We start from the raw sequence: 22398 nt of genomic DNA on the forward strand, positions 1-22398 counted from the left end.
CCCCCGCCCCCGCCGCCCGGCCCGCGCTACTGAGCCTTCGCCGCCTCGCGGGCGCGCCGCGCTTCGTAGGCCTTCACGTGCGTCAGGACGCGGTCGAGCAGGGGATGCCCGGCCGCGTCGGGCGCCCGCGCGACGAGATCGCCGATGATCTGGTCGGCCTCGATCCGCGCGCCGTTCTCGATGTCGCGCAGCATCGAGGCGGTGAAGCCCGAGCCTTCCGCCGTCAGGGTCGCGCGGGTGCGCTCCACGAACTTTTCTCGGGGGGCGTGGCCGGCCTGCTCGGCGATGCTCCGGCATTCCTCCAACAGAGCTTCGATGAAGGCCCGCCCGCCGGGGGCGGCGACGATGTCGCCGATGGTGGCCCGCATGAGGCAGGTCGAGCCGGCCAGCGTCGCGAGGAACGTCCACTTCTCCCACATTTCCAGGACCATCGACCGGCTGAGGCGCGGTTCGAAGGTGGCCCCCTGCATCAGGCCGTCGATGGCCTCGATGCGGGGCGACAGGCTGCCGTCGCGCTCGCCGTAGGTCAGGGTGTGCAGGTCGTTCATCTGATGGACGGTGCCGTCGGACCCCAGCGTCGCCGCGATGGCGCAGGTGCCGCCGAGGATGCGCTCCGAACCGAACCGGGCATCGAGGGCATCGAGGTGGCGCATGCCGTTGAGGACGGGCAGGATCGCCGTCTCCGGCCCGATGGCGGGGGCGACATCGGCCAGCGCCCCGTCGAGGTCGTAGGCCTTGCAGCTCAGGAAAACGAGGTCGAACGCGCCCGCCGCGCCCAGGCCGGTCGCCGTGACGGTCTTGGGCGCCGGGATCGTCAGGTCGCCGTGCGGGCTCTTCACGTTGAGCCCGTCGGCTGCGAGCTTGTCCGCGCGTGCCGGGCGCACGAGGAAAGTCACGTCCCGACCGATCTCGGCCAGCCGGGCACCGAAATAACCACCGGTGGCACCGGCGCCGACGACGAGTACGCGCATGGGACGATCCTTCTTGGTTCGACGATGTTGTTCCCGGAGCGACCCTACGCGGTCCGGGCGCCACGTGCGCGTCAGCTCGACAGAATCCGCGCGGCGAACACGATCCACATCGCGACGAGAACCAGCACGCCGGCAACGAACGCGCGAAAGCGATACGGGACTGGATTCGTGGTGACGTAGAGGCCCGCGTGAACGACTCGCGTCGCGACGAACACCCAAGCCATGACCACGAAGAGTAGGTCCGCCTTCCGGGTATAGAGTGCCAGCGGCACGAGGGCGTAGAACAGGATCGGCAGTTCGAACTGGTTCGCGTAGGCATTGGATGCCTGCTGGGCGCGGTCCGGCCACGCCCTCTGCCCGAGGGCGATGTCGCCGACCCTGACGGTGTCGGCCCTTAACGCGTCGAATCGGACGCGCCCCATCCAGAACAGCAGGGCGAAGGTGAGGAACACCTGCGCGAAGGCCGGGGCGAGGATGGCTTGAACGGTCATGGCTCGCGCTCCCCACGCCATGCGCTCAGGAGAACGACGCAGCGCTGCCACGGCGTCCCGGCGACGGAAGCAACAAGCCGCGCATCGGCGGTCACGAGCGTGAGATGCCAGCGATCGGCCGCGGCAACATAGAGTGCGTCGTAGAAACTGATGGCGGCGCCGAGCGCGATGCCGGTGGCGAGGTCGATCAGCGGCAACGGCGACCGGAACGCGAGACGCCCGGCTATGGCGTCGTTCGCACGGCGAACGTCATCGTGCGTCAGCCGACCGCGGCGGCACGACCTCACGAGCACCTCGCCGATCTCACCGAACGCATGGTCCGGGCACATCAGCACGGAAGACGAACGAAAGAGGGTCAAGGCCGTCTCGGAATCCGCCTCCGCGACGAACCACTTCACCGCAACGCTCGCATCGACGACGATCACACGGCGTCCCGCATCCGCCGGATGACGTCGGTGCTGTCCTCGACGGGGCCGCGCGTGCCGGACCGGATGCGGTCGGCGACCGCGACCCGACCCTCGACATCATGCATCAGACCGAGGCGGATGAGGCCGATGGCCACCTCGTCCACCGACCTGTTCTGAACTTCGGCCTGGAATGCGATCGTCCTGAGGGTCGCGTCGTCCAGATCCTTGATGATCAGGTCAGGCATGCCGTCTCTCCCGCTCCATCGACCATCATCCTATCTCAAGCGCCCCGATCCGCGTCACCCCTCAACCCCGGCCGGGGTAGTTCGGGCTCTCGCGGGTGATGGTCACGTCGTGGACGTGGCTCTCGCGCAGGCCGGCGTTGGTGATGCGGACGAACTGCGCCTTGTCCTGGAACTCGGGGATGGTCGGGGCGCCGACATAGCCCATGGCGGCGCGCAGGCCGCCGGCGAGCTGGTGCAGCACCGCCGCCACCGGTCCCTTGTACGGCACCTGCCCCTCGATGCCCTCGGGCACCAGCTTGTGGGTGTCGTTGACCTCGGCCTGGAAGTAGCGGTCGGCCGAGCCGCGGGCCATGGCGCCCACCGAACCCATGCCCCGGTAGCTCTTATAAGAGCGGCCCTGGTGCAGGAACACCTCGCCGGGGGCCTCGTCGGTGCCGGCGAGGAGCGAGCCGAGCATGGCCACCGACGCGCCGGCCGCGATGGCCTTGGCGAGGTCACCCGAATACTTGATGCCGCCATCGGCGATCACCGGCACGCCGGCGCGATCGGCGGCCTCCACGGCCTCCATCAGGGCGGTGAGCTGGGGCACGCCGACGCCGGCGACGATGCGGGTGGTGCAGATGGAGCCCGGGCCGATGCCGACCTTGATGGCATCCGCGCCCGCATCGATGAGGGCCTGGGCGCCGTCGCGGGTGGCGACGTTGCCGGCAACGATCTGCACGGTGTTGGAGAGCTGCTTCACCCGGCGCACGGCGTCGAGCACCTTGATCGAGTGGCCATGCGCCGTATCGACCACGACCACGTCGCAGCCGGCATCGATGAGGCGCTCGGCCCGCTCGAATCCGCTGTCGCCGGTGGTTGTGGCCGCCGCCACGCGCAGGCGGCCCTGCTCGTCCTTCACGGCGCCGGGATAGGCGACCTGCTTCTCGATGTCCTTGACGGTGATGAGGCCGATACAGCGGTAATGGTCGTCGACCACCAGCAGCTTCTCGATCCGGAACTGGTGCAGGAGACGCTTGGCCTCGTCCTGGTTCACGCCCTCGCGCACGGTGATGAGCCGATCGCGGGTCATGAGTTCGGCGACGGTCTCGGAGGAATTCGTCGCGAAGCGCACGTCGCGGTTGGTGAGGATGCCGACGAGCTTGCCACGCGAGCCGTTCGGACCACGCTCCACCACCGGGATGCCGGAGATGCGGTTCTGCTTCATCAGCGCGAAGGCGTCGGCGAGGGTCTCGTCGGGATGGATGGTGATGGGGTTGAGCACCATGCCCGACTCGTACTTCTTCACGAGGCGGACCTGCTCGGCCTGCTCGTCGGGCTCGAGGTTGCGATGGATCACGCCCATGCCGCCGTTCTGCGCCATGGCGATGGCCATGGGCGCTTCCGTGACGGTGTCCATGGCCGAGGCCAGGATCGGCAAGTTGAGGTGGATGGTGCGGGTGAGCCGGGTCGCGACGCTGACCTGCGTGGGCATCACCGAGGACGCGGCGGGTCGCAGGAGGACGTCGTCGAAGGTCAGCCCCTCGATGATGGAATCTGCGGTGATGCGCGCCATGAGCCAACTCCCAAACGGGTCGAAACGCCGGGTCCAAGGACCGCTCCGGCGTCATCGAGTTGGCACGGGCCAGTATCATGCGGGCCCGACCCGCGCAAAGGCGGAATCCGCGTGCGGTGGGGGGATATCCCCCGGCCGCATGGCTTCCCGGCCGCGCGGGCCGGGCGTTTCGGTCAGTTGACGGGGGCGGCGGGACCCTTGTCGGTGTATTCCGGCGGCAGGCCGATATAGTCCGCCAGGATGCCGTCGATGCCCGGCGCGCGGCCGAAAGCCTCGCAATCCGGGTCGAGGGGTGCCTCGCCCAGGGTGGTGATGCGGATGCGGTCGTAGTTCGGGATGGCGAGGGGCGCCTTGAACGGATCGACGCCGGTGGCGAGGTAGCCGCCCCAGTCCTGGCCGAATTCGCCGGCGAGATCGTAGGCATCGCTGATGGGCGAGAACCGGGGCTGGCTCGTGAACGAGTTGGAGGCCCCGCCCCACACCATGGCGGCGCGCTGCTCGTGACGCCCGTCGAGGGCTTCGGCCTCGATGGTGATGCTGCCGAGACCGATGGGAATGCGCGGGATCGGCACGCGACCGACGGACGTCGCGAAGCCCACGCCGACCTGCGAGGCGATGCTGACACCGGCCGAGGTGGCGATGGTGGCGCCCGCCGCGGGCAAGCCGGTGAGTTCGACGCGGGTCACCGCGGCGCGCACGGTCAGATCCGCCTTGCGGCCCGAGACTACGTCGTAGCGCAGGGACAGTTCGTAGCAGAGCGCACGGTCGGCCGCGTTGGCCACGAGACGGCGCTCGACGGGCGTCAGGCCGGGGCCGGAAACGGCCTCGGAGAACGTCGTCGGGATGATCCGCACCGTGCGGGCTCCGGCCGTGGCCGTGCGGTCGATGTAGAGCTTTGCCCGGGTAGCAACCTCGTCGCTGCTCACGAGGCGGTCGTAGCGGGTGAGCGACCCGGAATCATTGAGAAGGACCGTGCCGCAGCCGGCCATGGCGAGCAGCAGGGCGAGGCCGGCAGTCATGCCCGGCACCCTGAGACGACGTTCGAAGCGCGAGGGCATCCAGGAACCTTGACGGAAGAACGGGAACGACGGGTCTGGCGTATCCGGGGCAGGCATGCCCACGAACGGCACCAGCCGGTCCGTGTTGGGAACAGCTTAGCGGCGGCGGCGACCCTGTGGAAAGGCACTCGCGCCGGCGCGGCCCGTCGTAACCGCCGCGTGTGGCGCAAGCGCCACGCTCTCGGGGCCGTGCCTTGGGCTCCGTCAACGCGAACTCCAGGGCGGAACCGCACATCGTCTGTTCAACCGCGGCTTTTTCTTTGAAGTGACGCAACCGAACCACGCTCAACGGACTTGTTGCCCTCCGATGCGTCCGTCCCAGATCGTCCCCCTCGTCGTCGCGACGGCCCTGTTCATGGAGAACACCGACGCGACGGTGATCGCCACGGCTCTGCCGGCGATCGCCAGAAGCCTCGGCGAGGACCCGATCGCCCTCAAGCTCGCGCTCACGGCCTATCTCGTCAGCCTCGCGATCTTCATTCCCATCAGCGGCTGGATGGCCGATCGTTACGGTGCCCGCACGGTGTTCCGAGTGGCGCTCGGCGTGTTCATGGCCGGCTCGCTCGCCTGCGCGGCTTCCGATTCGCTCATGGGCTTCGTCGCCGCCCGGTTCTTCCAGGGGCTGGGCGGCGCGATGATGGTGCCGGTGGGTCGTCTCGTCATCCTGCGCAGCGTGCCGAAGAGCGAACTCGTCAGTGCCCTCGCCTACCTCACGATCCCCGCCCTGATCGGTCCGATCATGGGACCGCCCCTGGGCGGCCTGATCACGACCTACCTCGACTGGCGCTGGATCTTCCTCATCAACATTCCCATCGGGCTCGCCGGCATCGCGCTCGCGAGCGTGTACTTCGAGAACGTGCGCGAGGCCGAGCGGCCGCCCCTCGACCTCGTCGGGTTCCTGCTCTCGGGCCTGGGGCTCGCGACCTTGATGCTCGGGCTCGCTTCGACGGGCCGCCACCTGCTGCCCGACGGCGTCTCGTGGGGGTGCCTCGCCGCCGGCCTCGTCCTGCTGACCCTCTATGTCCGGCATTCGCGCCGGGTGGCGCATCCGGTGATCCGCCTCGATCTCCTGCGCTATCCCACGTTTCGTGCTGCGGTGACGGGGGGAAGCCTGTTCCGCATCGGCACGGGGGCGATCCCGTTCCTGCTGCCGCTGATGCTGCAGATCGGGTTCGGCCTCGATCCGCTGCAATCGGGCCTGCTCACCTTCGCCGCCGCCGCCGGTGCGCTCCTCATCAAGCTCATCGGACCGCGCATCCTGCGCGCCTACGGCTTTCGCCGGGTAATGCTCGTCAATGCGGTGGTCGCCTCGGGTTTCCTCGCGGTGAACGGCCTGTTCACGGCCGAGACCCCGCACGCGATCATCGTCTGCACCCTGCTGCTCGGGGGCTGCGTGCGCTCGCTCCAGTTCACCTGCGTCAACGCCATCGCGTATGCCGACCTCGAGCCACGGGACATGAGCGCCGGTACGAGCCTCGCCAGCGTCGCCCAGCAATTGTCGCTCAGCCTCGGCGTCTCCCTCGGGGCCCTCGCCCTGGAGGGGGCCGCGGGCTGGCACGGGCGCACGGCGATCCAGGCGGAGGATTTCGGCCCGGCCTTCTTCGCGGTGGCGGCGATCTCGGTCCTATCGGTCTTCGCCTTCCGGCGCCTCGCCCCGGATGCCGGAGCGGAGGTGTCAGGTCAGCGCCGGGTCGCGCCGGCGCCCTGATCTAGGCCGCCGCGCGGGTGGAAGCCCGGCCGGCCGGGCGCTTCGGCCGCGCGGCCGATTTCGGCGTGTTCACCCGGGCGGAGGCCGGCTTTGCCTGGGCACGGGCGCCCTGCCGCCAGCCCTGCCACGACCAGGCGCCGGGGCCCGTCATCGCGACCATCAGAAAGCCCCCGGCGAGGCCGAGATCCGCGAGCATCAGGGTCCGTTCGGCCACCGCCGTCGGACCGGAAAACTGCCAGAACGGGTGCAGCAGCACGGCCATGGCCACGGCGAACACCGCCAGCATGAGCCCGGTGATCCGCGGCAGGACTCCGAGGATGAGGGCCAGGGGTCCGAACACCTGCACCACCACGGCGGCCGTCGCCACGAGGTTCGGCGCGGGCAGGCCGGTTCCGGCGAGGGTCAGGGCGAAGCCCGAGATGTTCAGCGCCCGGGCGATGCCCGTCGGCAGCAGGGCGGCGGCGAGGAGGAGGCGCGCGAGGAGAAGCGCTCCGTCTTGGGTACGGCCGGTCACGTCGGAGGCTCCATCTGGTCGTCGGGAGAACAAAGCATGTCCCGAGGGCCTGAAGACCGGGTTAAGCCCGTCAGCCCGACACGCCGCCGCGGTACAGGCGCCCGTGCTCCGTCCAGGCGACGACGAGGAGGGCGAGGCCCCCGAGCCCGGCATAGCCGAGGCCGATGGGCAGCACCGTCCCGTCGAAGGCCTGGCCGATGAGGAAGCCGCACAGGGCGCCCAGAATCGTCGTGTAGAAGCCGAGGAAGGACGAGGCCGTCCCGGCGATCTCGCCGAGGGGCTGGAGCGCCAGGGCGTTGAAGTTCGGCATGGCGAAGCTGAGGAGGAACTGGTTGGCGGCGAGAACCCCGAGGAACAGCCCGAGGGGTGGGCGGCCGCCATAGGCGAGCGCCGCCATCACCTGGACCACCGCGACGACGACGAAGGCGGTCAGCCCGGCGTGCGAGAGCGGCCGCATGCCGAGGCGGCGCACGAGGCGGGCGTTGACCAGGGTCGCCGCTCCCATGGCGCCGGCCACGAGTCCGAAGGCGAGGGGGAACAGGGCGCCGAGGTGGTAGAGGCCCGTATCGAACACCTGCTGGGCCGAGCCGACATAGCCCATGATGCAGCCCGTCAGCAGACCGAGCGCCGTGGCGTAGCCGACCGCCACGCGGTTGCGGAAGGTCAAGGACACCGCCTGCCCCACGGCCGCGAGGGAGAACGGGCGCCGGTCCTGCGGATGCAGGGTCTCGGGCATCCGGGCGGAGAACCACGCCACGAGGAGGCCGGCGAGGACCAGCATCGACACGAAGACGTAAAGCCACGAGCCGAGCAGCAGCATCGCCCCGCCGATGGCCGGTGCGATCATCGGCACGATGAGGAACACCATCATCACGAGCGACATCACGCTCGCCATCTCGCGCCCGGCGAAGCGGTCGCGCACGATGGCCGTGGACAGCACCCGGCCGCCGGCGGCGCCGATGCCCTGGATGACGCGCGCCGCGAGCAGCCAGGCGAAGGAGGGGGCCACCATGGCGAGCACCGTGCCGGCGACGTAGATGGCGAGGCTCGCCAGCAGCACCGGACGCCGTCCGTAGCTGTCCGACAGGGGCCCATAGACGATCTGCGCCGCGCCGAAGCCCAACATGTAGACGTAGATCAGCCATTGCAGCCGGTTGGGATCGGCCACCCCGAATTGGGCCTGGATCTCGGGAAAGGCCGGCAGCAGGTTGTCGATGGAGATGGCGGTCACCGCCATCATCAGGGCGACGATGCCAACGAACTCGCCGAAGCGCGGGCCGCTCCAGGCGGAGGGATCTGGGCGCGACGAAGGGGCCGGAGCAGACGGAGGCGTCACCGACAAAGCGATCCTTGCGACGATTGGCTCGAGCCCGGGTGGACGTGCGAGGTCCGGCTATGACCCGACCCGCCGGCGCCCCGAAGTTTCGAGCGGTGCAGATGGGGACGAAGTCGGAAGGCGCTGCCAGTCGCTTGGTTCCACTCCGGATGTCGGTGCGAAAACACGCACGACGATTCATGGGCTCGTCCGTCGATCACGGGATCGCCCGACCCTCCTGGAACCGGGTCGCCACACGCGTTGATCGGGTCTAGGATCCGGAGCCCGCCCGGACGCCATCCGGTGCGCGGACGGACCGGTCACGAAGGGCGGCCTTGGCCGAAGGTACACCTTGCCTTGGGGCACCGTCTGGCCTTGTCTGCCGCACGCATAAAAACAAAATCGGAGGAATCGCCATGAACAAGCCAGAGTTCCTGAACGCCGGCACCAAGTCCCCGTTCTCGGCCCGGTACGACAATTTCATCGGGGGCCAATGGGTCGCCCCGAGCGCCGGCCGCTACTTCGAGAACACTTCGCCGATCACTGGCCGGGTGATCTGCGAAGTCGCCCGCTCCGATGCCGCCGATGTCGACAAGGCCCTCGATGCCGCGCACGCCGCCAAGGACGCCTGGGGCCGGACCTCGCCGGGCGAGCGCGCCCGCATCCTGAACAAGATCGCCGACCGGATGGAGGACAACCTCGATCTCATCGCGCTGGCCGAGACCTGGGACAACGGCAAGCCGATCCGCGAGACGACGCATGCCGACATCCCGCTGGCCATCGACCATTTCCGCTACTTCGCCGGCTGCGTCCGCGCCCAGGAGGGGTCGATCTCCGAGATCGACCACGACACCGTCGCCTACCATTTCCACGAGCCGCTGGGCGTCGTCGGCCAGATCATCCCGTGGAACTTCCCCATCCTGATGGCCGTGTGGAAGCTCGCGCCCGCGCTGGCGGCGGGCAACTGCGTCGTGCTGAAGCCCGCAGAGCAGACGCCCGCCTCGATCCTCGTCGTGGCCGAACTCATCGCCGACCTGCTGCCGCCCGGAACCCTCAACATCGTCAACGGCTTCGGCTTGGAATGCGGCAAGCCGCTGGCCTCCTCGCCCCGCATCGCCAAGATCGCCTTCACCGGCGAGACGACGACGGGCCGCCTGATCATGCAATACGCCTCGCAGAACCTGATCCCTGTGACGCTGGAGCTCGGCGGCAAGTCGCCGAACATCTTCTTTGCCGATGTCGCCAACGAGGATGACGACTTCTTCGACAAGGCGCTCGAGGGCTTCACCATGTTCGCCCTGAACCAGGGCGAGGTCTGCACCTGCCCGAGCCGCGCCCTCGTGCACGAGTCGATCTACGATCGCTTCATGGAGCGGGCGATCAAGCGCGTCGAGGCGATCACGCAGGGCTCGCCCCTCGACCCCGCCACGATGATCGGCGCCCAGGCTTCCTCCGAGCAGCTCGAGAAGATCCTGAGCTACGTCGATATCGGCAAGCAGGAAGGCGCCGAGTGCCTCACGGGCGGCGAGCGCAACGTCAAGGACGGCGAGTTCGCCGAAGGCTTCTACATGAAGCCGACGGTGTTCAAGGGCCACAACAAGATGCGCATCTTCCAGGAGGAAATCTTCGGGCCGGTGCTCTCGGTGACGACCTTCAAGGACGATGCCGACGCGCTCAGCATCGCCAACGACACCCTCTATGGCCTCGGCGCCGGCGTCTGGACCCGTGACGGCACCCGCGCCTACCGCTTCGGCCGCGCCATCCAGGCCGGCCGCGTCTGGACCAACTGCTACCACGCCTACCCGGCCCACGCGGCCTTCGGCGGCTACAAGCAGTCCGGCATCGGCCGCGAGAACCACAAGATGATGCTCGACCACTATCAGCAGACGAAGAACATGCTGGTGAGCTACTCGGCCAAGAAGCTCGGCTTCTTCTAACGTTCGGCCCCGAGACCACCTTGCCCCGGCTGGAAGGCCGGGGCTTTTTCGTTCCTCGCCCTATGTTTTCGGCAAGACTGCCCAGTGAAGATCGCCCCAGGGAGGACAAGCCGATGAGCGACATCGCCACGCCTGACCAGACGACGCCCGATCAGACCACCGCAGACCTGGCGGGCGTCGACGGCACGCCCCTGCGCGTCACCGCGACCCCGGCGGCCCTCGCCCTCATCGACGAGCTGCGCGCCGACCACGGGCCGGTGATGTTCCACCAGTCCGGCGGCTGCTGCGACGGTTCTTCGCCCATGTGCTACCCGCAGGGCGAGTTCCTGACGGGCGACAGCGACGTCCATCTCGGGACCGTGGCGGGCGCCGATTTCTGGATCAGCCGGCCGCAATTCGAGGTCTGGAAACACACCCACCTCATCCTCGACGTGGTGCCGGGGCGGGGCGGCATGTTCTCCCTCGAGAACGGGCGCGACAAGCGCTTCCTCATCCGTTCGCGGCTGTTCACGCAGGCTGAGAACATGGCGCTGTCCGGCGCCTGCAAGCTCTGATCGTAAACCTCAGGGCCAGACCTTGATGGCGAGGGGCCGACGCAGGAGATCGCGGTCGGAGGTGATGGCGCAGCCCTCCGTGCGCAGGGTGACGTAGGTGAGGAGCGCCGTGTCGCCGGTGTCGTCGAAGTTGCGGCCCGTGGCGGCGGGGTCGAGGAGGGACGGGTAGGCGATGAGCCCGTCCCGCGCCCCGCACGGATCGTCGTACAGGGTGGTGCCGGCCAGCAGCAGCCGCGGCCGGTCCCAGGTGAGAAGATCGCGCGAGCTCGTCCAGTAGAAGCCGGATTCGGGGAAATCACCGGCCTTCTTCGCCATGAACACCGCGATCCAGGCGCCGCTGGCACGATGGCGCACGACGGCGCCGACGGGAGTCGGGAAGGGCGCCACCGGTTTGCAGGTCGCCGGATGCGCCACCTTTCCGGTGTAGGGATCGGGAAACGCGGCGGTGAAGCCGATGCCGGTCCAGGCGCGCCAGCGCGCCGGGTCGGCCGGATCGTCGGTGCGGAACAGGCAGACGCCGGCCGCCTGATCGCTGCCCTCGAGATCCCACCCCGTGGTCGAGGCGAACATGTAGCGCCAGCGCCCGTCGCCGAAGATGTTCGACGGGTTGAAGAACCCGCGATGGCGACCCTGGTCGACCTCCTGGCGGAACGGCGCCCCGGCCACCACCACGGGCGGCGTTGCGCGCACGAACCGGCGCCCGCCATCCGTCGAGGCGGCGGCCACCACCGTGTTGTACCAGCATTCCAGGTAGACCTTGGAGCGGCAGCGTCCGGGGTGCTCGTTGGCCTGATACTCGTGATGGAGGAGGGCGGCGATGGTCTTGCCGTCCTGTGTCCAGGTGGCGGTGATCCACGAGCGGTCGTCGTAGAGGGCCGGGTCGGACTTCTCACCCGAATCGAGGACGACGGCGCAGTCGAGCTTGAGCGCGTCCAGGGACGGACCGCGCAGGGCACGATTCCGATAATGCATCCCGAACAGCGCGACGGCGCCCGACGCGTCCCGGAACGCCCGCACCGACGCATCCGGCACGTCGGCCCCATCGCAGGCGTCGCGACCGGCCTTGAAGACGACGATGGGCGGTCCGACCAGGGTCAGGGCCGAGAGCGGTGGTTCGGACGCCGCGGTGGCGGCGCCCGTGAGGCTCGCGAGCGCGAGAAGAGTGCGGAGGAAGGGGCGCGTCATCGCGTATGCCTGGACATCACGGCGAGTTTGGGTTTTGAACCGTTACAGACTGATTGCCACGGCGCCGCCTCCGGCGGCCGCCCACATCCCGATCCGCGAAAGCCCACCATGCTGATCCTGATCCTCGGCCTCGTGCTGTTCCTCGGCATGCACGCCTTCTCCATGGCGCGGGCCAAGCGCGCGAGCGTCATCGGCGACGTCGGTGAGGGTCGGTACAAGCTCATCTACACCGGGGTCTCGTTGCTCGGCCTCGTGCTCATCGCCTACGGCTTCCACCTCTACCGCCAGTCCGGCTACATCGAAGTCTGGAACCCGCCGGTTTGGACGCGTCACCTCTCCCTCGTCCTGACCCTGCTGGCGTTCATCGTCCTCGCCTCGGCCTATCTGCCGGGCCATATCCGCGCCAAGGCCAAGCACCCGATGCTCCTGGCCGTGAAGATCTGGGCCACCGCCCACCTGCTCGCCAACGGCGATCTCGGCTCGATCCTGCTGTTCGGCAGCTTTCTCGCCTGGGCGGTAATCGCCCGCATCAGCGCCAAACGCCGGGCGTTGAGCCCCACCGCCGTGGCTGCCCAGCACGGCGTCGTCGCGGCCCCGGCCGGGTGGCGCAACGATGCCCTCGCGGTGGTCGTCGGCCTCGCCGTGTGGTTCGTGTTCGGCAAATACCTGCACCCGATCCTCATCGGCGTCGCTGCCTGGCCGGGTCAGGCCTGAGGGAGACCGGATGCGGGCGGGACGGCCCTGCGGCGAAGACCGGTCGCCAACGGCCCGGGCCTGTGCTAGGCGCAGGCCTCGATCTCCCTAGACGTGGCCGGGCGTGTCTTCGGCCGGCATGAGACAGCATGGCCGAGAACAACGAGTTCATCCGCGAGGTCAACGAGGACTATCGCCGGGATCAGGTCGCCGAGATCTGGCGTCGCTACAGCGGCGCCATCATCGCCGTGGCGATCCTCGTGGTGGCCGCCGTCGGCGGCTGGCGCTACTGGCAGCACGACCAGCGCGTGCGCGCCGATGCGGCCTCCGAACAGTTCGACACCGCGAACCGCCTCGCCCGGGACGGCAAGAATGCGGAGGCCGACAAGGCGTTCGAGGCGATCCGCACCGACGCACCGGGCGGCTATCGCCTCCTCGCCCGCTTCCGCTCGGCCGCCGAGACGTCGAAGCGCGACGGGGCAGCCGCGGCCACCGAGTACGACGCCCTCGCGGCGGATACCGGCGTCAGCGACGCCCTGCGCGATCTCGCCCGTCTCCGCGCCGCCCTCCTGCGCCTCGACGGGCCGCAGCCGGACGCGGCTTTGGCCAGTCTCCAGGGCCTCGCCGCGCCGACGGGCGCCTTCCGCCACACCGCCCGCGAAATGCTCGGCCTCGTCGCCCTCAAGCGCGGCGAGTACGACGCCGCCGGGCGCTGGTTCGATCAGATCAACGCCGACCCGCAGGCGCCGCAGAACCTGCGCCAGCGCATCGAGGTCTACGCCGCCCTTGTGGCCGGTGGTCCGGTCACGGTGACGGCGGCAGCGCCCGAGCCGGCGGCCCCGCCGCCCGTGACGCGCTGACATTCTATTTTTCCCCACCCCGTACGACTGAATCGAGCACACCATGGACATGCCGACCGTCGCGATCGTCGGACGGCCGAATGTCGGCAAGTCGACCCTCTTCAACCGCCTCGTGGGCAAGAAGCTCGCCCTGGTGGACGACCGCCCTGGCGTGACCCGCGACCGGCGCGAGGGCGACGTCAACTTCGGTGGCCTCGTCTTCCGCATCATCGACACCGCCGGCCTCGAACAGGCCGATGCCGATTCGCTCCTCGGCCGCATGCGCGCCCAGACCGAGGCTGCGATCCTCGAAGCCGACATCGTGCTGTTCGTCATCGACGCCCGCGCCGGCATCCTGCCCGCCGATCAGCCCTTCGCCGAACTCGTGCGCCGGGCCGGCTGCCCCGTCATCCTCATCGCCAACAAGGCAGAGGGCGGCGCTGGCCTCGGCGGCGCCTACGAGGCGTTCTCCCTGGGCCTCGGCGACCCGATCCCGTTCTCGGCCGAGCACGGCGAGGGCATCGGCGAACTCCACGACGCCCTCATGGAGGCTCTGCCGGCGCAGGACGAGGACGACGCGGACGAGGACCCGTCCGACCGCTCCCTCAAGGTCGCCATCGTCGGCCGCCCCAACGCCGGCAAGTCGACCCTCATCAACCGGATGCTCGGCGAGGAGCGCCTCCTCGTCGGCCCCGAGGCCGGCATCACCCGCGATTCCATCTCCCTGGATTGGGAATGGCGCGGGCGCAGGATCAAGCTGCACGACACCGCCGGCATGCGCCGCAAGGCCCGCATCGACGACAAGCTGGAGAAACTCGCGGTGTCGGACGGCCTGCGCGCCGTGCGCTTCGCCGAGGTGGTGGTGGTGCTCCTCGATGCCACGATCCCGTTCGAGAAGCAGGATCTCACCATCGTCGATCTCATCGAGAGCGAAGGCCGTGCTCTCGTCATCGGCCTCAACAAGTGGGACCTCGTCGCCGACCAGAACGGCCTCCTGAAGAAGCTGCGCGAGGATTGCACCCGCCTGTTGCCGCAGGTGCGCGGCGTTCCGGTGGTGCCGCTCTCGGGGCTCGCCGGCGAGGGTATCGACAAGCTCATGCAGGCGGTCACCGGCGCGGAAGTGGTGTGGAACACCCGCGTCTCGACCTCGCGTATCAACGACTGGCTGAGTGCTGCGACCCAGCGCAACCCACCCCCGGCCGTCTCGGGTCGGCGCATCAAGATCCGCTATGCCACCCAGGTGAAGAGCCGCCCGCCGCACTTCGCCTTGTTCGGCAACCAGCTCGACGGCCTGCCGAAATCCTACACCCGCTACCTCGTCAACGGCCTGCGCGAATCGTTCGAACTGCCGGGCGTGCCGATCCGGCTTTCGCTCCGGACGTCGAAGAACCCGTTCGACAAGGACAACAAGGGCTGAGCCGGGTTCTCCTCGTCGGCGACGTTCAATCGTCGCCGCGCGTGGTGTCGGCCAGCCAATCCACCACTGCGGCGAGGGGATTCCGACCTTCGGTTCGCGCCCCATCGAAGGCGGCGATCTGGCGTTCGGCGCTCGTGCCGTCGTGGACGATCCGCCGGGCGCCTTCGACATCGTCGACGCAGCCGAGGGCCTCGGCATCTTCTCGGATCAGCGCCAGGAGGCCGTCGAGTGCCACCGCGAACGGTACGGCCTCTTCGCTCGCCTCGTCGATCATCTCCGCCTTCGTACCCCCATGCTGCGCCCGCCACAGGTTCTCCTGCGCCAGCGCCCGCGAGACGCCGTCGAGGCCGGCATTCAGGTCCGGGCGGCGCACGGCGCAGCGGACGAGGCAGCGGTAGAGGGCCGCGATGGTGATCGCGTCGTCGACCCGCGTGCAGGAATCGGCGATGCGCAGTTCGAGGGTCGGAAACTTGATGGACGGGCGCAGCGACCACCACAGGAAGCTCGCATCCGCGATGGAGCCGGCCCTCGTCATGATCCGGACGTAGCGCTCGTAGGCGGCACGATCCGCGAACAGCTCGGGCAGGCCGGTGCGCGGGAGTTCGCCGAAGGCGCTGAGGCGATAGGCGGCGAGCCCCGTCGGCTGGCCCTGCCAGAGCGGCGACGACGCCGAGAGGGCGAGCAGGATGGGCTGGAACGGCAGCAGGCGGTTCATGAGGTCGACCCGCGTGTCCGGATCCGGCACCTCGACATGAACGTGCATGCCGCAGATCAGGCTGCGCCGACCGGCCAGACCGACATCTTCGAGGATGCCGGTGTAGCGCTCACCCTGCGTGGCCACCTGCCTTGCCCAGGCCGCCACCGGATGGGTGCCGGCGGCGAAGACGAGGACGCCGTGCTCGCGGCCGATCCGCGCCAGGGTGGCCCGGTAATGCGCAAGCGTCTCGCGGGCTTCCCCGAAGCTGTCCGAGGGCGGCGTGCAGGTCTCGATCTGGGATTCGAGGAGTTCGCGGCCGATCTCCGGCAGGGCCGCCCCGGCCGCGTCGTGGAAGGCTTTGAGCGACCGGTCTGGCGTGCCCCGGCTCTCCGCATCGGCCAGAAAGTACTCTTCCTCGATGCCGAAGCGATACGAATGCGGGCTCATCGTGGACCTTGGAGCTGGAGGGCTCTTCTCAACCCGCCAGCCTGGTCCTTTGTGCCGTCAGGTGCGTAAGGGGCCACCGACGAGCCAAGCCGGATCGAACCAGCGGTCGGCCTCGCCATCGTAGGGCAGGCGGGTGACGTCCCAGTGCTGGATGTACTTCGCGTAGACGTTCCACACCGCGATGCCGCCGCCGACGAAGATGCGCCGGCCGGGATAGCGCGCGAGCACCGCCTCCGGGTCCTCGTGGCTGCGGATCACGTCGATGGTGCGGTCCCTGAACGCGAACTCCGGCACCGAGGCCACGGTCTTCGGACCGGCGATGAGGACGTGGCCCATGGTGATGGCGAAGAACCGCGTTACGTCCTCGACGAAGAGCGGATCGGTGTTGCCTTCCCACGGGAGGTGCCCGTCGAGCCCGAGTTGTCCCCGCTGGCCGATGGCGCAGATGCAGCGAACGTCGATCATCGTTTCATGGCCCTGTGAGCGGAAGAGTGTCTGCGGATGCCCGCTCTGAATGAAAGCCTAAGCGGCGGCGGTGACCGCCGAGAAATTATCAGTCGGCCATCCGCGGGGTCAGCACGCGGTCGTTGGGAAAGTCGTAAATCTTGCCCGTTTGGTTCCAATCGGGACACGCCATCCGGACGATGTGCGGCGCCAGATCCTCCGGCGTCTTCAGGGTCTCGGGGTCCTCGCCCGGCATGGCGGCGCGGCGCATGTCCGTGCGCAGGGGGCCGGGGTTGAGGAGCATGGCCCGCACCGGCGTCGTCTCGGTCTCGGCGGCGTAGGTCCGCACCAGGGCATCGAGGGCGGCCTTGGAAACCGAGTAGGGCCCCCAGTAGGCCTTGCATTTCTGGGCGGCACCCGAGGTCACGAAAATCGCCCGGCCGGCATCGGACATCCGCAGGAGGGGATCGAGCGAGCGGATCAGACGCCAGTTCGCCGTGACGTTGATGTCCATCACCTGCGTCCAGGTTTTGGGCGTGACGTGGCCGAGCGGGGTTAGATTACCGAGGATGCCGGCATTGCCCACGACGATGTCGAGGCGCTTCCAGCGCTCGTGCAGCCCGGCACCGAGGCGATCGATGGCGTCGTAATCGGTGAGATCGAGGGGGACCAGGGTAGCGCTCGATCCCGCCGCCCGAATGGCGTCGTCGAGTTCTTCCAGTGCGCCCTGCGTCCGGGCGACGGCGACGATGTGGGCGCCGGCCGCCGCCAGGGCCAGCGCGGCGGCCCGGCCGATACCCCGCGAGGCGCCGGTCACGACGGCGACGCGCCCGGCCAGGGGTTTTCGCGGGTTGGTCAAGTGCGTGTCGTCGGTCATGGCCCGGCGCTCAGTCGGCTTCCGCCAGCATCGCCAGCCGGCGCGGACCGGCGATAGCCATGTCGGTCAGGTTCGTTGGGTAGTCGCCAGTGAAGCAATGATCGGTGTATTGCGGGCAGGCCTCGTCGCGGCGGTCCTCGCCCATGGCCTTGTACAGGCCGCCGATGGATAGGAAGGCCAGGGAATCGGCGCCGATGTAGCGGCGCATGCCCTCGAGATCGTGGGTGGCGGCCAGGAGCTTCTCGCGCTCCGGCGTGTCGATGCCGTAGAAGTCCGGATAGGTGATGGGCGGCGAGGCGATGCGGAAATGCACCTCCTTGGCGCCGGCTTCCCGCATCATCCGGACGATCTTCACGGAGGTGGTGCCGCGTACCAGGCTGTCGTCGACCAGGACGATGCGCTTGCCCTCGACCACGGCGCGGTTGGCCGAATGCTTCATGCGTACGCCGAGCTCGCGCACGGACTGGGTCGGCTGGATGAAGGTGCGCCCGACATAGTGGTTGCGGATGATGCCCATCTCGAAGGGCAGGCCGGTCTCCTGGGCGAAGCCGAGGGCCGCGGGCACGCCGGAATCCGGCACCGGGATCACCACGTCGGCGGAGGCCGCCGATTCACGGGCGAGCTCGTGACCGATGTTCTTGCGGACCGCGTAGACGCTCTTGCCGTTCACCACGGAATCGGGGCGGGCGAAGTAGATGTACTCGAAGATGCACGGGCGCATGGGCCGGGCCGGCGCGAAGCGGATCGATTCGATGCCCTCTTCGGAGATCACCACGATCTCGCCGTTCTCGACATCGCGGATGAACTTTGCGCCGATGATGTCCAGCGCACAGGTCTCCGAGGCAAGGATGTAGCGGCCGTCGAGTTCGCCGAGCACCAGGGGGCGGATGCCCATGGGATCGCGGGCGCCGATGAGCTTCTTGTTGGTGAGCGCCACGATGGCGTAGGCGCCCTCGATCTGCTTGAGGGCCTCGGTGAAGCGCTCGACGATGCGCGGGGCGCGGCTCCGGGCGGCCAGATGCAGGATCACCTCCGTGTCGGAGGTCGACTGAGTGATGGCGCCGTCGCGCACGAGGTCGCGGCGGATCGACAGCGCGTTGGTGAGGTTGCCGTTATGCGCGACCGCCAAACCGCCGCTGGCGAGTTCGGCGAACAGCGGTTGAACGTTGCGCAGGATGGTGCCGCCGGTGGTCGAGTAACGCACGTGGCCGATGGCGGCCCGGCCCCGCAGGCGGGCGATGGTCTCGCCGTCCGAGAACGAATCGCCGACGAGGCCGGGGCGGCGCTCCGAATGGAACACTTCGCCGTCGAAGGAGACGATCCCAGCCGCTTCCTGGCCACGGTGCTGGAGGGCGTGGAGGCCCAGCGCCACGATGGCGGAGGCATCGGGGTGGCCGAAGATGCCGAAGACGCCGCATTCCTCACGCAGGGTATCGCCGTCGCGATCGAGGCCGTCGACGATCCCGGCGGCCGGACCGGCACTCGGTTTCACTGCCAACATGGTGCGGTCGATCCCTGGTTGCCCGGCATTGGGCACAGCCGGCGTCGTCACGAGGCCGTCATGCGAGAAGCCAGCATGTAAGCAAGGTTCGCCCGGGCACCAAGCGCGGGCACGCAGATCAGCGTCGCGAGGCGGGCGTGGCTGGGGACGGCACCTCGCTGCGGCGCTGGGCGGGGACATCGCCTTCCGGCGGCTCCACGGGATCGGCCGGGGTCTCGACCTTGGGCTTCTTGAACTGCTTCAGGAGGCCTTCCGGATTCTCGGGCAACTGCGCCACCAAGGCCTCGCCGGATTTCTCCAGCATCGGCCGGCTGCGGGCCTGCGCCGCCCAATCGGGCATCTTGCCCTGGACGAGCCAAGCCAGGAACACCCATCCGATGACGCAGATGAGAAAGCCCCGCCCGGCGCCGAACAGGAAGCCGAGGGACCGATCGATGGCGCCGATGCGCGAATCGAGGATCATGTCGGACACCTTCACGGTGATGATCGAGACCACGATGAGCGTACCGAGAAAGATCGCCGCGATGGAGGCCACCAGGGCCACGGTGGCATTGGTGACGTGTTGGCTCACGGTGGGCAGAAGCAGGGGATAGAGTTTCCAGGCAACGGCGGCGGCGGCAACCCACGCGATGATCGCCAGCACTTCACGGGTGGCACCGCGAACGGCCGCAAGCAACGCGGACACCACGACGATGCCGAGCACGACGAGATCGAGAACGGAGAACGGCATCGTGGGCGATTGTCACTTCAAGGGAGTTGCGGCAGCGCAGCGTATCCTGCGGCTTCCCTCGGCCGCGCCCCTGTATATCGTGCCGAATCCTGGCCGTCACCCTCAAGCCGGTGGCCGTCCCGGCCTGGAAGGGGCTTCAGTCGTCGTCGTACTCCACCGCGCCGCGTCCCCGGTTCGAGCCGACCCGGCGCGGACCGTTGCTGGCGATGCCGGCGACGAGGTCGGCGATGTGGCGCAGGGCTTCGGTGGGAAACCCGTCGTTGCCGCCCTCGCCGCGCCCCTGGGGCGTCACCGCCTTGGCAAAGCCGAGCTTCAGCGCCTCCTTCAAGCGGGCCGGCGCCTGGGCCACGGGCCGGATGGCACCGGATAGGCCGATCTCGCCGAAATACACCGTCTCGGGTGGCAGCGCAGAGCCCGACAGGGACGAGACCAGGGCGGCGGCCACGGCCAGATCCGCCGCCGGCTCGGTGATGCGCAGGCCGCCGGCGACGTTGAGGTAGACGTCGTGGGTGCCGAGGCGGATGCCGCCATGGGCCTCTAGGACGGCGAGCACCATGGACAGGCGGTTGGGGTCCCAGCCGACCACCGCGCGACGCGGCATCCCGAGCGAGGAGGGCGCGACGAGGGCCTGGATCTCAACGAGGAGCGGCCGCGTGCCTTCCATGCCGGCGAACACCGCCGTGCCCGGTGCCGCGTGGTCGCGCCCGGCGAGGAACAGGGCGGAGGGATTCGGTACCTCGGCGAGCCCCATATCGGTCATCTCGAACACCCCGATCTCGTCGGTCGGCCCGAAGCGGTTCTTCACCGCGCGCAAGATACGAAAATGGTGGCCCTGATCGCCCTCGAACGAGGCCACGGCATCGACCATGTGCTCGACGACGCGCGGTCCCGCGATCTGACCGTCCTTGGTGACATGGCCGACCAGAATCACCGCGGTGCCGGTGGTCTTGGCGAAGCGGATCAGCGTCTGGGCCGAGCCGCGCACCTGGGTGACGGTGCCGGGTGCCGATTCGACGGTTTCGGTCCACATGGTCTGGATCGAATCGATGATGCAGAGGGCCGGTGGCGTGCCCTGCGACAGGGTCTCGACGATATCCTCGACGTTGGTCTCGGCCGCCAACTCCACCGGCATGTCGGCGAGGCCGAGGCGCTCGGCGCGCAGGCGCACCTGCGCCACCGCCTCCTCGCCGGAGATGTAGACGACCCGCTCCCCCGTGCGCGCCATGGCGGCCGTGGCCTGCATCAGCAGGGTGGACTTGCCGATGCCGGGGTCGCCGCCGAGCAGGATCACCGAGCCGCGGACGAAGCCGCCGCCCGTCACCCGGTCGAGCTCGTTGATCCCGGACGGGATGCGCGGGGCCTGCTTGACCTCGCCGGTGAGGCCCTCCAGCGGAAACACTCGGCCCTTGGCCCGGCTCGGCCGCGTCTTGACCGGGCCGGACTGGGGACCGCCGGCACCCGTCTCCTCGGCGATGCAGTTCCAGCCGTTGCAGGCTTCGCAGCGCCCGCGCCAGCGGTTGTAGACCGCCCCGCAGGACTGGCACACGAAGGTCTGGTTAATTTTGGCCATGCTGCGTCCGGAAGAGGCCCTTCAGGCCTCGGTTCCTGTCACATAATGGCGAACATAGCGAGAACCCAGCCCCGTCAGGATCTCGTAGCCGATGGTGCCGGCGGCCTGTCCCACGGTGTCGATGTCGAGCGCGTCGCCGATGAGCGTCGCGGTTCCGCCGCGTACCGCGCCGGGGGCGTCGGTGACGTCGAGGATGACGAGATCCATGGAGATGAGGCCGACGATGGGACAGCGCACGCCGTCGACCAGGGCGGCGCCCCGCCCGCTCGCCGCGCGGGGATAGCCGTCGGCGTAGCCGATGGAGAGGGTGGCGAGGCGGCGCGGGCCATTGGCCGTCCAGCGGGCGTTGTAGCCGGCGGTCTCGCCGGCCGCGACGGTGCGAACCTGGGCAATGGGCGCCTCAAGTCGCACAACCGGGCGCATGGGGTTCGGCTTGCCGGGTGTGGGATTGCCGCCGAACAGGGCGTAGCCGGGGCGCAGGAGGTCGTGGTGGGCTTCCCCGCCGAGGAAGACGCCCGACGAGTTGGCGAACGAGGCGGGGATGCCCGGCAGGGCGGCGCGCAGGCGCGCGAAGTCTGCGGCCTGCCGGGTGTTGACGGCCTCCTCGGGCAACTCGGCGCTGACGAGATGGGTCATCAGGAGGCCGATGCCAGCGCGTGCCACGATGGGATCGCCGGCGAGCGCCAAGGCCTCGGACACCGAGAAGCCGAGGCGGTTCATGCCGGTATCGATGTGGAGCGCGGCGGGTTGCGGGGCGCCGGATCTCACGCACAAAGCTGCCCATTCCGTCAGCTCCTCGGGCGATCCGAGGACGGGACGCAGGGCGTGGGCCATGAGGGCGGAGCCAATGTCCGGCAGGAGCCCGTTGAGGACGTAGATGGTCGCCTCCGGCAGGAGCGCGCGCGCCGCGACGGCTTCGCTCAGGTGGGCGACGAAGTAGGTGCGGCACCCGGCCGCCCATAGAGACGGCGCGACATGGGTCAGGCCGCAGCCATAGGCATCGGCCTTGACCACCGCCGCGCAGGCGAGGCCGGGCGCCTCGTCCGCGAGGCGGCGCCAGTTCGCCACGATGGCCCCGAGGTCGATGGTGAGGGTGGCGCCGTGGCCTGGTTCGATCACGCTGTCCAGCTTCGCTCGGTTCTCGGATCGGCACGGGCCGCTCCCATGCAAACCTTAGGCAACGGCGGATTTCCCACCCGCCGGATCGTTCGTCGTGTGAGGTATCGGGTCGCGGACTATCCGA

General features: G+C 69.1%; 22 protein-coding genes. 6 read left to right on the forward strand and 16 right to left on the reverse strand.

Features of this window, described 5'->3' with window-relative positions; genetic code table 11:
• Nucleotides 1-26: 26 nt before the first annotated feature.
• The 6 genes from panE to FV218_RS00030 form a co-directional block, all read right to left on the reverse strand.
• On the reverse strand, nt 27-971 hold the full coding sequence (gene panE / locus FV218_RS00005; protein WP_147708188.1) for a 2-dehydropantoate 2-reductase: 945 nt from the start codon (nt 969-971) through the stop codon (nt 27-29).
• Between the two features lie 71 nt (nt 972-1042).
• Nucleotides 1043-1462 (reverse strand): MAPEG family protein, encoded by a 420-nt coding sequence (locus FV218_RS00010; protein WP_147708190.1) that lies wholly within the window; start codon nt 1460-1462, stop codon nt 1043-1045.
• Nucleotides 1459-1887 carry a type II toxin-antitoxin system VapC family toxin gene (locus tag FV218_RS00015; RefSeq protein ID WP_147708192.1) on the reverse strand — a complete coding sequence of 143 codons (429 nt, stop codon included), beginning with the start codon at nt 1885-1887 and terminating at the stop codon, nt 1459-1461. Before FV218_RS00015 ends, FV218_RS00010 begins: the two co-directional genes overlap by 4 nt.
• Nucleotides 1884-2114, reverse strand: coding sequence for a hypothetical protein (locus FV218_RS00020; protein WP_147708193.1), 231 nt, complete (start codon nt 2112-2114; stop codon nt 1884-1886). Before FV218_RS00020 ends, FV218_RS00015 begins: the two co-directional genes overlap by 4 nt.
• Before the next feature lie 61 nt (nt 2115-2175).
• Nucleotides 2176-3669: an IMP dehydrogenase gene (gene guaB, locus FV218_RS00025; RefSeq protein ID WP_147708195.1), complete on the reverse strand. Its 1494-nt coding sequence runs from the start codon at nt 3667-3669 to the stop codon at nt 2176-2178.
• A gap of 173 nt (nt 3670-3842) precedes the next feature.
• Complete coding sequence (locus FV218_RS00030; protein WP_056086710.1) at nt 3843-4727, reverse strand: DUF3313 domain-containing protein; 885 nt, start codon at nt 4725-4727, stop codon at nt 3843-3845.
• Nucleotides 4728-5034: 307 nt separating this feature from the next.
• On the opposite strand from FV218_RS00030, the gene FV218_RS00035 reads away from it, so the two are divergent.
• Nucleotides 5035-6435, forward strand: a complete 1401-nt coding sequence (locus FV218_RS00035) for an MFS transporter (protein ID WP_147708196.1) — start codon at nt 5035-5037, stop codon at nt 6433-6435.
• Nucleotide 6436: 1 nt separating this feature from the next.
• Here FV218_RS00035 and FV218_RS00040 read toward each other — a convergent pair whose 3' ends face one another.
• Both FV218_RS00040 and FV218_RS00045 read right to left on the reverse strand, forming a co-directional pair.
• Complete coding sequence (locus FV218_RS00040; RefSeq protein WP_147708198.1) at nt 6437-6949, reverse strand: DoxX family protein; 513 nt, start codon at nt 6947-6949, stop codon at nt 6437-6439.
• 70 nt (nt 6950-7019) lie between these two features.
• Entirely contained in the window at nt 7020-8186 is a 1167-nt protein-coding gene (locus FV218_RS00045; protein ID WP_147708342.1) for a multidrug effflux MFS transporter, read from the reverse strand.
• A gap of 494 nt (nt 8187-8680) precedes the next feature.
• On the opposite strand from FV218_RS00045, the gene adh reads away from it, so the two are divergent.
• Together adh and FV218_RS00055 are read left to right on the forward strand one after the other, a co-directional pair.
• Nucleotides 8681-10201 (forward strand): aldehyde dehydrogenase, encoded by a 1521-nt coding sequence (gene adh, locus FV218_RS00050; RefSeq protein WP_056086701.1) that lies wholly within the window; start codon nt 8681-8683, stop codon nt 10199-10201.
• Nucleotides 10202-10314: 113 nt separating this feature from the next.
• Nucleotides 10315-10755: a DUF779 domain-containing protein gene (locus FV218_RS00055; RefSeq protein ID WP_056086698.1), complete on the forward strand. Its 441-nt coding sequence runs from the start codon at nt 10315-10317 to the stop codon at nt 10753-10755.
• Nucleotides 10756-10764: 9 nt separating this feature from the next.
• Here the strand turns inward: FV218_RS00055 and FV218_RS00060 are convergent, their stop codons facing one another.
• On the reverse strand, nt 10765-11940 hold the full coding sequence (locus tag FV218_RS00060) for a hypothetical protein (protein WP_147708200.1): 1176 nt from the start codon (nt 11938-11940) through the stop codon (nt 10765-10767).
• Between the two features lie 108 nt (nt 11941-12048).
• On the opposite strand from FV218_RS00060, the gene FV218_RS00065 reads away from it, so the two are divergent.
• The 3 genes from FV218_RS00065 (at nt 12049) to der (ending at nt 14889) form a co-directional block, all read left to right on the forward strand.
• Nucleotides 12049-12654, forward strand: coding sequence for an NnrU family protein (locus FV218_RS00065; RefSeq protein ID WP_056086690.1), 606 nt, complete (start codon nt 12049-12051; stop codon nt 12652-12654).
• Between the two features lie 128 nt (nt 12655-12782).
• The gene (locus FV218_RS00070; RefSeq protein WP_147708202.1) at nt 12783-13493 is read left to right on the forward strand and encodes a tetratricopeptide repeat protein; all 711 of its coding nucleotides are present in this window, start codon (nt 12783-12785) and stop codon (nt 13491-13493) included.
• A 43-nt stretch (nt 13494-13536) separates the two neighbouring features.
• Entirely contained in the window at nt 13537-14889 is a 1353-nt protein-coding gene (gene der / locus FV218_RS00075; protein WP_056086684.1) for a ribosome biogenesis GTPase Der, read from the forward strand.
• A gap of 25 nt (nt 14890-14914) precedes the next feature.
• Here der and FV218_RS00080 read toward each other — a convergent pair whose 3' ends face one another.
• The 7 genes from FV218_RS00080 to alr all read right to left on the reverse strand — a co-directional run bounded on the left by FV218_RS00080 (nt 14915) and on the right by alr (nt 22274).
• Nucleotides 14915-16033, reverse strand: a complete 1119-nt coding sequence (locus tag FV218_RS00080; protein ID WP_147708204.1) for a carboxylate-amine ligase — start codon at nt 16031-16033, stop codon at nt 14915-14917.
• A gap of 57 nt (nt 16034-16090) precedes the next feature.
• Nucleotides 16091-16498, reverse strand: a complete 408-nt coding sequence (locus tag FV218_RS00085; protein WP_147708205.1) for a dihydrofolate reductase — start codon at nt 16496-16498, stop codon at nt 16091-16093.
• A gap of 88 nt (nt 16499-16586) precedes the next feature.
• Nucleotides 16587-17354, reverse strand: coding sequence for an SDR family NAD(P)-dependent oxidoreductase (locus FV218_RS00090; RefSeq protein WP_147708207.1), 768 nt, complete (start codon nt 17352-17354; stop codon nt 16587-16589).
• 10 nt (nt 17355-17364) lie between these two features.
• Nucleotides 17365-18855 (reverse strand): amidophosphoribosyltransferase, encoded by a 1491-nt coding sequence (gene purF / locus FV218_RS00095; protein WP_147708209.1) that lies wholly within the window; start codon nt 18853-18855, stop codon nt 17365-17367.
• Nucleotides 18856-18973: 118 nt separating this feature from the next.
• Nucleotides 18974-19585 carry a CvpA family protein gene (locus FV218_RS00100; RefSeq protein ID WP_147708211.1) on the reverse strand — a complete coding sequence of 204 codons (612 nt, stop codon included), beginning with the start codon at nt 19583-19585 and terminating at the stop codon, nt 18974-18976.
• Nucleotides 19586-19721: 136 nt separating this feature from the next.
• The gene (gene radA / locus FV218_RS00105) at nt 19722-21155 is read right to left on the reverse strand and encodes a DNA repair protein RadA (RefSeq protein ID WP_056086667.1); all 1434 of its coding nucleotides are present in this window, start codon (nt 21153-21155) and stop codon (nt 19722-19724) included.
• 21 nt (nt 21156-21176) lie between these two features.
• Nucleotides 21177-22274: an alanine racemase gene (alr, locus tag FV218_RS00110; protein WP_147708213.1), complete on the reverse strand. Its 1098-nt coding sequence runs from the start codon at nt 22272-22274 to the stop codon at nt 21177-21179.
• Nucleotides 22275-22398 lie beyond the last annotated feature (124 nt).

This window comes from Methylobacterium sp. WL69 (genome assembly GCF_008039485.1).
Classification (GTDB): Bacteria; Pseudomonadota; Alphaproteobacteria; order Rhizobiales; family Beijerinckiaceae; genus Methylobacterium.